This window comes from Rhizobium sp. 21-4511-3d (assembly GCF_053522545.1).
This window is the reverse complement of the sequence record NZ_JBNWCF010000010.1, coordinates 232,251-244,100: the sequence shown is the minus strand read 5'-3', so window position 1 is coordinate 244,100 and position 11,850 is coordinate 232,251. Positions and strand designations below refer to the sequence as shown.

At 58.2% G+C, this 11,850-nt stretch carries 11 protein-coding genes and 1 pseudogene; 5 read left to right on the top strand and 7 right to left on the bottom strand.

What is annotated here, in order from left to right; all coding sequences use genetic code 11:
- Positions 1–805: 805 nt before the first annotated feature.
- A pseudogene (locus tag ACQZ5H_RS22375) lies at positions 806–1,222 on the top strand (NAD(P)-binding domain-containing protein); the annotation flags it as partial.
- Positions 1,223–1,315: 93 nt separating this feature from the next.
- Positions 1,316–1,858 carry a DUF1932 domain-containing protein gene (locus tag ACQZ5H_RS22370; RefSeq protein ID WP_449099020.1) on the top strand — a complete coding sequence of 181 codons (543 nt, stop codon included), beginning with the start codon at positions 1,316–1,318 and terminating at the stop codon, positions 1,856–1,858.
- Between the two features lie 682 nt (positions 1,859–2,540).
- On the opposite strand, the gene ACQZ5H_RS22365 is transcribed toward ACQZ5H_RS22370, so the two are convergent.
- A complete protein-coding gene (locus ACQZ5H_RS22365; protein WP_199629750.1) occupies positions 2,541–2,732 on the bottom strand; it encodes a CsbD family protein in 192 nt (63 codons plus the stop codon).
- Between the two features lie 356 nt (positions 2,733–3,088).
- Positions 3,089–3,577 (bottom strand): cupin, encoded by a 489-nt coding sequence (locus ACQZ5H_RS22360; protein WP_199629749.1) that lies wholly within the window; start codon positions 3,575–3,577, stop codon positions 3,089–3,091.
- 170 nt (positions 3,578–3,747) lie between these two features.
- Here ACQZ5H_RS22360 and ACQZ5H_RS22355 point away from each other — a divergent pair, with 170 nt between their 5' ends.
- Together ACQZ5H_RS22355 and ACQZ5H_RS22350 are read left to right on the top strand one after the other, a co-directional pair.
- Positions 3,748–4,647, top strand: coding sequence for an SDR family oxidoreductase (locus tag ACQZ5H_RS22355; protein WP_449099018.1), 900 nt, complete (start codon positions 3,748–3,750; stop codon positions 4,645–4,647).
- Positions 4,647–6,428, top strand: coding sequence for a glycoside hydrolase family 15 protein (locus tag ACQZ5H_RS22350; protein WP_449099017.1), 1,782 nt, complete (start codon positions 4,647–4,649; stop codon positions 6,426–6,428). The genes ACQZ5H_RS22355 and ACQZ5H_RS22350 overlap by 1 nt, the downstream gene beginning before the upstream one ends.
- 687 nt (positions 6,429–7,115) lie before the next feature.
- Here the strand turns inward: ACQZ5H_RS22350 and ACQZ5H_RS22345 are convergent.
- The 5 genes from ACQZ5H_RS22345 to ACQZ5H_RS22325 all read right to left on the bottom strand — a co-directional run bounded on the left by ACQZ5H_RS22345 (position 7,116) and on the right by ACQZ5H_RS22325 (position 10,571).
- Positions 7,116–7,583 (bottom strand): hypothetical protein, encoded by a 468-nt coding sequence (locus ACQZ5H_RS22345; RefSeq protein WP_203431269.1) that lies wholly within the window; start codon positions 7,581–7,583, stop codon positions 7,116–7,118.
- The gene (locus ACQZ5H_RS22340; RefSeq protein ID WP_199629745.1) at positions 7,573–7,890 is read right to left on the bottom strand and encodes a hypothetical protein; all 318 of its coding nucleotides are present in this window, start codon (positions 7,888–7,890) and stop codon (positions 7,573–7,575) included. The genes ACQZ5H_RS22345 and ACQZ5H_RS22340 overlap by 11 nt, the downstream gene beginning before the upstream one ends.
- A gap of 210 nt (positions 7,891–8,100) precedes the next feature.
- The gene (locus ACQZ5H_RS22335) at positions 8,101–8,469 is read right to left on the bottom strand and encodes a hypothetical protein (RefSeq protein ID WP_199629744.1); all 369 of its coding nucleotides are present in this window, start codon (positions 8,467–8,469) and stop codon (positions 8,101–8,103) included.
- 793 nt (positions 8,470–9,262) lie between these two features.
- Entirely contained in the window at positions 9,263–9,454 is a 192-nt protein-coding gene (locus ACQZ5H_RS22330; RefSeq protein WP_199629743.1) for a CsbD family protein, read from the bottom strand.
- Positions 9,455–9,701: 247 nt separating this feature from the next.
- Positions 9,702–10,571, bottom strand: a complete 870-nt coding sequence (locus ACQZ5H_RS22325) for an SDR family oxidoreductase (protein ID WP_203431267.1) — start codon at positions 10,569–10,571, stop codon at positions 9,702–9,704.
- Positions 10,572–10,672: 101 nt separating this feature from the next.
- Between ACQZ5H_RS22325 and ACQZ5H_RS22320 the strand changes: the two genes are divergently transcribed.
- A complete protein-coding gene (locus ACQZ5H_RS22320; RefSeq protein ID WP_203431266.1) occupies positions 10,673–11,566 on the top strand; it encodes a LysR family transcriptional regulator in 894 nt (297 codons plus the stop codon).
- Positions 11,567–11,850 lie beyond the last annotated feature (284 nt).

The window sequence follows — 11,850 nt, the reverse complement described above, 5'->3', positions numbered from 1 at the left end:
CGCCGATTATCAGGCTGGAGCAGTTGCTTCCGTGGAATTGGACGCCGCCGACCGTCAACGCTCAAGCTGCCTGACCTGTGGTCTTCACCGGATGCTTACCATGCGCGCCCGACGAAGAGGCTCCATTTCCGTGAAAATGAATCGGCGCCTGTAAGCGCTGGGGCTTTCGGCAATGTAAAACGGCTTCATGCGCTCTTGTCCAAGGAACCATGGCTTCTTTAGGAAGCGTTCCGGCGCGTCGGTCCAAAGCGGAGCCGGTCCTAGCCTCCACCTACGGCAGAGGTGTTCCCCAATAGCTCTCACCAGCGCGTCAAAACGCTGGTCAACCGTTAAATCGGGTGTATCAACGAGCCGCTCTCGTCTCCGGCGACTTGAGGGATCAATGTAAAAACCGTCAAGAAAACTGGCAAGGTGGTATCGAAACTCGCTACCCGTCTCAAGGTGCGAGTGGACGGCCGCGGCCAGCGATCCAGGTCGGACTCGCTTGCATTGGCGCCATTGTATTCATCTACCAAACCCTTGATCTTCGTGCTCAATTGCTAGGAGACGGGGGGAACGACGATTCCCGGAATGTTAGGATAGCACTGCTCCATGAGTTCAACAATCTTCTCGTAGGTGTTGATCCCGGTGAGTTCCATCAGCGCCACAGCATCTGTCGCGTCTAGCGATCGCACGGCCGAGATCGTCTGCTGAGTCTCGCGCTTAAAATTCCCAAGTGACGGTCATCGTTGCTGGCTATCTCGGCAAAGGTAACTTGCATCGGAGCTTGTCGCCACTAGTTCCGACTTCAATATCATAAAGGCAAATGTTAATGTCAAAAATCGCTGTGATCGGAATGGGAGCTATGGGTAGCGCTGTCGCGGAAGCCCTTATGTCCTCCGGAGCGGAAATCAGTACCACCTTGGAAGGACGCAGTTCAGCGACACGGGATCGGGCTGCGGTTGCTGGCATCCGTGAGGAAGACCTGATGTCGTTGGTCGACGCCGATATCATCTTGTCGATTGTCCCGCCGTCTCAGGCTTTAGCGGTGGCCGACAAGGTCGCGACGGCGGTTCGCTCATCCAAATCTTCTACGACATTCGTTGACTGCAATGCCGTTTCTCCACAAACGATGGAAAAGGTCTCTGAAGTCTTTAAGGACACTGCTGCGACAGTTCTCGACGCCTGCATTATCGGTGGTCCGCCACAGGCAGGCAAACCCGGCCCCCGCTTCTATATCAGCGGAGATGCAAGAGAGACCGTAGCGGTTCTCACCGAATTCGGCTTGGATGCGCGTCTTCTTGAGCGCGATGTCGGTGCCGCATCGGCACTCAAGATGTGCTACGCCGGTATCAACAAAGGCCTGATTGGCCTCGGCACCGCGATGCTGTTGGCAGCCGCTCGGAATGGAGCTGACAAAGCCCTGATGGCGGAGCTATCCGAAAGTCAGCGGCAGCTGGTCGAGAAGCTCGGCCACGGCATTCCTGACATGTATCCCAAAGCGTACCGTTGGGTTGCGGAAATGAACGAAATTGGCGCGTTTCTGGGAGCGGATGAGCCAGCTGTCGAAATATTCGCTGGAATGGCAGGTGTCTTCCAGCAAGTTGCGGACGACCAGGCCGGCAACAACGGTCTAACGGCCGTTTTGAGCGGCATGTTAGCCCAGCGACCGGAAGGAAGCCTCAACCGATACGATGCCTTGAGCAATGGCAACTTTGATGAAGGCAGTAGAGGTCTGGAGCCGGTCCCAAGCGCTCGCGAAAGTCACGACGAAGTCGAATTGGAGGCCGAACTGGAGGAGGGGCTCGAGGATAGCTTCCCTGCCAGTGATCCGGTATCGGCGATCGTGACGAGCATACCGGGGACGACGAAGAGATAGAGGCTGCAGCTTTCGCCGGGCTGCGCCAGCTTGGTGCGTGTCCTGCTTCTAAGAACGCGGTTGGAACAAAGTAGTGGTCGGTAGATTTAACCTGCGCGGCTGCTGCGGGGGTCGCGTCCATGAAGTGGAGGGAATTTCGGAATGCATCTGGTGCGGACAAATGTTGCCAGGACGACAGAGGCGACTGTCACGGTGGAGTTTCATGGGGAGGGCAACGAGCTTGTGGCTGTCCGCATGTGAGCCGACAGCGTTTCCAGCGATGACGACGCTATAGCGTTCGCTGCGCAGATGTTGGAAGACTTGCGTATTGCTGCGACCACGCCCGGACCAGCAACGACCCGCGAGGGAGCAAGCATCGCTGAAATGCTTGCTGCCGAGGAAGCGATGAAGTCCAGCTGATTGCAGCGATGGAAGATCGCTCATCAGCATTTCACAATTTGTCCAGGAACCATGCTGCTGCAAGTGAGGGCCGCACCTCCGACAAAGCGGGGGCCTCAAAGTCTGCCTGCATGTGTTCTGAAGATATCTGCCTGTCTGCTACACGCTGTGGGTTCCCTGGCATGGGCTTACGAAGACGGGGGTCAGGACGGAGATCTGGCACTAGAATCTAGGGAAGCGCGGCTATGAGAGCCGGCCCGCTGGGGTAGCACTACCAGCGGACCACCATGTCCTGCCGAAGGCGTTATGCCTTATCGACGACCTTCTTTACTGCGTCCTTAGCCTGGCCTTTCGCCTGCTGAGCATCGCCCTTGGCTTCTTGCGCCATGCCCTTTGCCTTCATATCACGGTTATCGGTTGCATCGCCCACGCTTTGGCGGGCTTTGCCAGCCAGTTCATTGGCTTTACCGGAAACCTTGTCAGCTGTGCTTCCCATCGGAAAACTCCTCTCAAGAGACTTGATTGCCTCGAAGGGGTGAACCTCTGTCCGAAAAGTTCGTTCCGCCGCGACCGCCTGATTGCGCCTTGAGCGATATCGCTATCGGCGTCACGATTGGCAGGCCTGGCTTGACCTTTCGCAACCGGAGGCCGAGCTTATCAGACCGCTGCCGGCGGGCAGCCTCGCTGTAGAGCTGGTTCGTCAATGCCGTGACATGTTGGGGGCCACACACCTAGAGGCGCGGGCGCACAGCAAGCGTGTGCCCTCCCCAGATCCTCGAAGGACATTGCGCCACTTTACTGGGAATTGCCAAAGCGTCGAACCGCGCGATCAGGCATTGGCAAAGGAAAAAATCATCGCCAAAACTCTTTCAAGCCACCGGTCGCGCCAACGACCGGATCGTTGCCTGGTATTGAAAGCGACGAAATGATCGCAAGCAGCTCGGCGCTCGGTGCCTGCGTCTGGATATCTGCCTGCTGGCGCGGAGGGTAAGCTCCGACGATCTCGAAGTCGCTTGATGCCTCTATTTTCTTGTGGCCCGTTCCTGCTGGTAGGAGAAGGCAATCTCCCGTCGCGAGTTCGATGATTTCGCCACCAGGTCCGCCGAGTTGAAGCTTGGCTGTACCGCGCCCCACGCCCAACGCCTCATGCGCTCCCGAGTGGTAATGATGATAATCGAACACGCCATCGCGCCAGATACCGGTCCAGCCGTTCTCCTCGAATGCCTCCTCGAAATCCGACGAGGTGGCATGGAAAATTGCCTGGCGGTAGATCAGGACTGGCAACCGAGTGTTGTTTGGGACCCAGTCACTTGGTCTAAAAGATTTGTGCTCGATGTTCATAGGAGTTGGCCCGTTGAGGATAGGGCGGCGGCAACGGCCGTAGCCCGCATTCGACCAACCACCGAAAGCAGAAACAGTTCCGAAATTAAGTGCCCTTTCTGCGCTGCTCGGGAACAACTTCCTATCACGGAGCTTTTGATCTCTCCTTCATGAAAAAGGGTAGATGATCAATGGCTTCCGCCGACCAGTTTAATATGCAGAACCCGCTCACGCAGTATCCTCAGCCGAAATTTCCTGAGCAACCACAGCCAGTACCCGGCTTGGCGAGCAAGATGCAGCCTGTGCCCGATCACGGTGAAACATCCTATAAGGGTACCGGTCGACTGAACGGTCGCAAAGCACTCGTGACTGGTGGCGACTCCGGGATCGGCCGGGCAGCCGCGATTGCCTTCGCCCGTGAGGGAGCCGACGTCGTCATAAACTATCTGCCTGAAGAACAGAGCGACGCGGAGGAGGTGATCAAGCTCATTGAGGCGGAAGGCCGAAAGGCAGTCGCGATCCCTGGCGATCTCAAACGCGAAGCGTTCTGCAAAAAGCTTGTTGAGACAGCGAATAACGAGCTGGGCGGTCTCGATCTCCTGGTCAATGTGGCTGGTCGCCAGAAAGCCATCGCCGACATTTCGCAGCTGACAACCGAACAATTCGATGAAACCTTCAAGACGAATGTCTACGCCCTGTTCTGGATATGCAAGGCGGCTGTCCCGCTCATGCCTGAAGGCTCATCGATCATCAATACCGCTTCCATTCAAGCTTACCAGCCGTCTGCGACACTTCTCGACTACGCGCCGACGAAGTCGGCAATCGTCGCGTTCAGCAAGGCACTGTCCAAGCAGGTTCTGCCAAAGGGGATCCGCGTGAACATCGTGGCACCTGGTCCATTCTGGACGCCGCTGCAGACATCCGGAGGCCAAACGCAGGACGTCATCACGGCGTTCGGCAGCGAGGTCCCGATGAAACGTCCCGGTCAGCCAGCCGAATGTGCGCCAATCTACGTTTTCCTGGCCTCCCAGGAATCGAGCTACATCACGGGCGAGAGCTTTGGCGTGACCGGCGGCAATACGCTACCCTGATGCTGGGAACCCTCGTTCCAGTCAGGATTGACGGCTATCTCCCACTGGAGCACTACGCTGCAGTGGGAGATGGTCGCTCAGTTGCCCTTGTCGGCGCTGACGGCGCCATTGACTGGTGGTGCGCCCCCGACATGGACTGCCCGCCGCTGTTCAACCGTCTGCATGATCCAGCGGGCGGTCAATTCACCATCACGCCGACCGCAGAGTTTCACATCGAGCGGCAATACCGGCAAGACAGCAATGTTCTGGAAACGATCTTCATCACCGACACCGGGTCTGCCCGGTTGACCGAGTCCCTGAACAGCGGTGTCGCTGGACGGCTGCCGTGGTGCGAACTGGCTCGTCGAATTGAAGGTTTGAGGGGTTCTGTCGAATTCAAAATTACGCTGGAGCCGACATGCGCTGAGCGGCAGGTAAGGCGCGCCGATCATCCGAACGCAGCAATACGGTATATCGGGGATTTGACAACAACCTTCTGTCACGATGATAAGGTTGGTATCATCGTCGATGAGGATCAGCGAACACTTGCCTGCCACACGACGTCAGCCGGTTCATCGACATGTGTTGCTTTTCTCGTGGCCGATCAAGCTCCTCTTGCCATACCAAACCTCAAGGATATCGACCGTCGGATTGACCTCAGCGATGACGAGTGGCGAAGGTGGTCCAGCGAGTTGGCCTATGACGGCCCATTCAAAGGCGACCTTGTGCGCTGTGCGCTATCCCTGAAATTTCTCGTCTATTCCAAGACTGGGGCTATCGCTGCAGCCGCGACGTCTGGACTTCCTGAGCGGTTTGGCGGCGTCAAAAACTATGATTACCGATATGCGTGGGTGCGGGATGCTGCCTATACGATCAAGGCTTTGCTGCGTGCGGGATCACTTGAGGAGCCCATCGGTGCTTTTGGCTGGTTGGTCCGTACCATATCTGACGATGGGCCGGTACCGAAGGTCGTCTACACATTGACAGGCGAGGCAGTGCCTGACGAGCGAACGGTCGCCGTCCCCGGGTACAAGGCGTCATCGCCTGTCAGGGTGGGCAATAGGGCCAGAACACAGACACAGCTCAGCTGTTACGGCGATGTCCTGGAAACCGCAGCCCTGTTTGCAAAATGTGGCCATGTCCTTGATCCGCAGGCAGCCGGGCTTATGGCAGGCTTGGCGGATCAATGCCTGACACGGTGGCGCGAGCAGGACTGCGGTATTTGGGAGCTTGAGGACCAGCAACACTACACCTTTTCCAAAATTGGCTGCTGGCTGGCGCTGAAGAACGCGGCCTGGCTTGCCAGGGAAGGACATATCAGGGGCGACGCTGATCGCTGGCTTGGCGTGAGCGATCAAATACGCAAATGGATCGACGAGAACTGCTGGTCCAGCGAGAAGCAGGCATACACATTTTTTGCCGGGACCGATCGGCTCGACGCGGCGCTCTTGCTGACAACCCGCTTCGGTTTCGAGCACGACGACCGCCTCAAGAGTACGCGGGCCGCAATCGAACGAGAGCTGGCTGTCGGTCCGCTGGTTTACCGCTACAGCGGCGCTGCGAAGGAGGAGGGGACTTTTGTTGCCTGCTCATGCTGGCTTGTCGAAGCATATGCCTTCTTAGGTGAGGTCGATCATGCCGAGCAATTGCTCAAGCGCTTGCTCGAAAGGCTTGGAAATAATTTCGGCATTCTGAACGAAGAGATCGATCCGGCGACCGGCTCGGGGCTTGGAAACCTGCCTCAGGGCCTCAGCCACCTTGCACTGCTACATGCCATCTATTCCATTGAGGAAAATCGATGACCAATGGCAAGCCGGCTTTGCGGCGGAAAACTGTTGACTGCGGATCTGCTAGCATCAATGCTTCGATGACAGCCCGGGTTGTGGGCGACGCATCGAGCTTGCCACCGTTGATTTCCTCAACAGCCTGGTAAAAGCCACCAACCCATTTACCCGACAGGATAGCAAAGATCCGAAAAACACCTCGGATCTTCTGGGTCCTACCGCATCCGCAGGGGTCGCGTAACGTTCCTTGCCCTCAGCATGCACACCTTTCCACCGTGAAAATTGTTCCATTGGTGGCTTAAGCCAAAGGGCCTATGTGATTTCGCGCGCCTTCAATTGGATATTGACGGCGCACCAGGCGGCACTTGGGCAGCCTGGCAAGCGGAAGGTAACGGACCGGGTAGCTCATGGCATAGTCAGCAGAGCAGCGAGCAAACACCGGCTATCCCGCCTTGTTTAGCCGACGAGTTACATCATCGCGGCGGCAGGTATTCCTAAACGGTACACTATTTATGCCGCCTTAAGCCTGTCGTCGTCCGAGTGTGGAAGGGAAGGTTCCGGTTTTGAACGACTCATCAACTAGCTGCTTATTGGTTTGGCCGCATTGCGGTAGGAGCCCGCTGAACCCCCGCTTTCGAGCGCGGCGGGCTCCGCAACTGAAGCGCTTGTTCGGCGCAGATTACTGCCTGGGTCTGCCGGTGTCGCTCATCGCGACATATTCCCCAGGTAAAGGCTCGCGCCTTTCTTTCCGCACTTGCAGCGCATGGCTTTCGCGAGCGCTCCCATGGTGACATCCTTCCCGAACCTTCGCTGGATCTCCCAGCGGCTCACCGGCTTGCGGCGTTTGCATGCCAAGCACTGAGCAAAAATGGTGTTGTACTCTGCCAGCTCGCCGATCGTCCTATCATCATCGGCCTTCGGCTCTTCCTTCAGCAGGACTGTGCCGGCTCCAGCATACGAGAGCTTGCAGGTCTCATTGATCGGCGCGTTCGGTCCGCGCGTGCAGCCGAACCGCGAAGCCAGATGGTAACGAAGGCTCGGCATGCTCTGATCACCGGATTCGGCCAGAAGATCGTCTGCCGATGCCGCGCCGGCCCTTTCGCATTTGATGCAAAGGAACTCGACGGTCCGGCCGGCATATTCAGACAGCCAGTAGGCGCCATTACGAGGCACCGAGCCGCTCCAGGCGCCAGCCGCCGGCAGGGGGCTTTCCACCTCTCATCGCAACACGGTAGTCAGCTTCGATGATCGCTTCCTCTTTGGCTGCGGTAACGCTTTCGGCCCAGCGAGTGATCCGGAATTTGCCGACCCGGAATATGTACCGCTTCAGGTTTTTGCGTTTGCCAGCCGTGTAGCCCGCCTGGAAGATGGTCCAGGCTGCGTGGACGTCCGTGCGTTCCCTGAATTCGGGTGTCTGGGCGTTCCACCATTCGTCGAAAGCCTTGCGAAACTGCGTCTTAGGTTGCGGTTTGTCGAGCACGTCAATCCCCGTGCTCGCAGGCAGGCCCAGACAAGCGAGCAAAGCCCTTGCCCGTTGCGGCCCCCGCAAGGGTCGATTGAATGCGCAGATGCCAACAGTTATCGAGCAGCGCCTGGATAGCTGCTATTGCGTCGCCGTCAAGCCAAGCGTGAGCCGCGGCGGACTCGTCGGAAGCGGACGGCCTTGGCGGATTTTTTATAACATGAGACATCAAACAGGTTCCTGGTTGGCCTGATGCGCTCTGATCCGAACGTAGGCGCCGCCGATAGCGTCATCGATGTCGCCTTGCCACGGAAACCAAGCTGCCTTCGAGAACCGGTCCGGGTTATAAAGCCGGTGGCCGCCGCAAGCCTGCTTAGCCGCTTCGTCAATCGCCACTTCTATTTCGCCATACGGCCCAGCGTCGGGCATCGCATAGGCGCAAGCCACGGCAAAACGCAGACTGCTGATCGCACGCGTGCCAACCATCCGAATGAGGTCGGGGTGGACATCGGCTGCGCTCACCTCGCCAGCGGGTGTCATATACATATCGACACCGTTATCCTGTGCAGCGGCATGGTCTATCGATCGCGCAAACATGCTCGTTCTCCGTGGTTCGAATTGTGAGGTAGGCGGCCGCATCGCCAAGATTGTTCCTATTATGTTCCGATGGCGTCGAGAGTCAATATCGATCTCGTGCTCGACCTAAACAAAGCTTTGGCTGGCGATCTTGTGAGCCGAGACAACGGTTAAACTTTTGTCGAGGGTAGCAGGTGCGCTGCGCGAGCTTGACCTGGCGGTGTGGCACTTCGGGCAGGGAAGCCACGCAGATCGTCAGTTGGGATCGGGAAGGGTCACAGATTATCTGGGAGGATCGAAAGGCGATGTGGCAGTTCAGCAAGCGGGTGAACTCGATAGCAGGAGTGCGGCGCATCCCTGCCTCCTCACGCATATTGGCAGGGTGGCTGCCAGAACTCCGTGTCAAAGAGGATGAAAGACAGCGGGCCGAACAAAGTTCAACGGTTCGCGATGATGATCAAGCTACCTGCCTCGTCTCGATGAAGTAGTAAGTCCGGCTGTCGATGCCGACATGGCGTTCCCCGCTGAGGCACGCGAGGCCAGCCCTGCCGGTCTCCGCGGCAAGCATGCGGCATCGCGGTCGATCACACACCCTGAATTTGCACTTCCTCCTGCTCCAATCGCGGTTGTCACATCTAACCGCGGGTGTCGCTGGCCGTCGTCAGCGTAGGCTGCCGCATAGAGAGGAAGCTCTGGGTCACTTGCGCTTATCGTTTTGTGACGGGGATCTTCGCGGGCCGCGATCCAACTGAAAAGTAGACAACAAAAAGGCGCGCCGACTTGGCGCGCCTCTAAACGCTTCGAGCCTTCAAAATCAGGCGCGATCGACGATGTTCTTCACAGCATCCTTCGCCTGACCCTTCGCCTGCTGCGCATCGCCGTTGGCTTCCTGCGCAAGACCCTTGGCCTGCATTTCCCTGTCGTTGATGGCTTTTCCAACAGCCTGCTTGGCCTGGCCTGCCAGTTCGTTTGCCTTGCCAGAAATCTTGTCGCTGGTGCTACCCATTTGAAATTCTCCTCAGAGACATAAGCGTCTCGGCCAAGAAACGGCGCATGCGGTGTTTGGTTCCACGCTGCCAGAAACGCCACCAAACCCGCAAGCGCGCCGCAAGTTGCATTGGATCGGCTGATTGCTTGAGCCTTGAGGCGCCAGCGGTTGCCGGCAGTCGTTCGGAGCGTCACTGCGGCTGCGCTCCAGCAGGCGAAATGCAGCTATTTCGCTGCATTTCGACAGGCCGACCCCCAATCAGCTCTCAATGCATGGCTGCCAGCGATGTTGCCGTCTCACGATAGCCGTGCAGCGGTCGCCCGAGCATCGTTATCAGCCGCTCCACGTCACCTTGTTCAGGGATCATGCCGTGGCTCACGTAGCGTTCGGCCATAAGCCGCATTTCATAGGCGGTCCATTTCGGCATGAATGTTGCCATGGTCTGCTCGAAGCCGCTCGGGTCGTCGCCGCCGTAGACGATAGGCCGGCCGAGAACGTCGGACCAGATATCGGCAACACTTTGGCCGGTGAGCGTGTCCGGTCCGACCAGATTGATCGTCACCAGTGGAAGTTTGCCGGTGGCCATGTCGCGACGAATGAGTTCGATGGCTGCCACCTCGGCGATATCGCGCGCGTCGACCATCGCAACGCCCTTTGACCCGATCGGCATTGGATAGACGCTGTGGTTGATGACAACGTCCTTGATCATGATCTCATTGTCGATGAAGTAGCTCGGGCGCAGGATCGTCGCGCTGAAACCCATCTCTTTCAACATTTGCTCGGCGCCGGCCTTCACCGCGAAGTGCGGGACATTGACGGCGCGATGCGCGTCGAAGACCGACAAATAGACGACGCGTTCGACACCGGCTTCTCTGGCGATGTTCAGTGTGATGATCGCCTGGGTGAATTCGTCGCCTGTGACCGCGTTCAGGAGGAACAACGTTCGCACGCCCTTAAAAGCGTTGCGAAGAGCGTCGAGGTCGAGAATCTCGCCTTCTGCGACTTCGACCTCCATTGGAAAGTCGGCCTTTGACGCGTCACGGGTGAGAATCCTGACGGTGGCTTTGCGAGCCACGAGCTGATTGACGACATGCCGACCGACACGACCCGTTGCACCGATTACGAGGATTGTCATGGAAGTTCTCCTTGCGTTGTTGACAACCCGAATATGAATGGATCACTGATGACCCACTAGACGGGAATTTTGGACCAAATGTCTCGCAGGTGGAACAGCTGATGGATCTTCTCGGGCTTGCCGATTTCGTTCTTGTTGCCAGGCATGGCGGTTTTGGTCGCGCAGCGCGCGCGACCGGACGCCCCAAAGCAACGCTCTCGCGACGCGTCAGCGACCTCGAAGCCAGCCTCGGACTGCGCCTTGTTGAACGCGGTGCAAGGACGCTGAAGCTCACGGAGGAGGGGAGGGCACTGCACCACCGTGCCGGGGCACTTCTCATGGAATTGGACGAGACGGCGTCGGCAATTGCAGCTGGGGGCGAGCGACCGCGCGGGAGGCTGCGGATCAGCGCTCCGTTGCTGTTTTCCCAGATGGCGATGGGAAAGCTGGCATCGAGTTTTGCGCTGCAATATCCCGATGTGCGGCTCGACGTCACGACTGAAGACCGGGCAGTGGACATGGTTGAGGAGGGCTATGATCTGGTCATTCGGGTAAACCCGGACGCGGACAACGCCCTCGTCGGCAGGGCCTTCCTTCGCGACCGGCTTGTCATCGTCGCGCCGTTGTCGCTGCAAGCGCCACCGGAAGGCACCAACGTGCCTGTGGTCGTGCGCGGCCCGCCGGGGCCGCCTGATACTTGGCACGTGAACCGCAACGGTTCGGCATTTACGATAGGTGCGGAGCCGATCCTTGGACTGACGTCTTTGTTGAATGTGCGCGATGCTGTGCGAATGGGCGTGGGTGCTGCCCGCCTGCCGATTTCGCTGGTAAGTGGCGATATTGCCGCTGGGAGGCTCTCGTTATGGGGCGATGTGCAAGGATCGGATATCAGGCTTTGGGCTCTTTATCCTTCGAGACGACTGCTTAGCGCGCGCGTCTCAGCGTTCCTCGATCACCTGAGGGAAGCGTTTCCGGACGGATCACCGGAAGCGCTTTCGGCTTACATCGACTGCTGATCGACAAGGGTAAAGAGCGTTTCAGGAGCTCGGCGACCACCATATTGGCGAAAACGATGCGCGGCTCGTCTCGGTCGCAGAAGCCAGCCGGCTATCGCTATTGCGCCGAGCGGCTTTAACATTGGTCCGCGCCGGCGTATCCGACGAGGAAGAAGCGCGCCGATTTCCGGTTCGGGGAGATGGGCATGACGTAAACCCGTTCGGGATCGATCCGGACAGGCGGTACCACCAGTGCCCGAGCCGGCGGCTAGCGCTGCCGGCTCGGAGCTTTGCCCTATACAGCT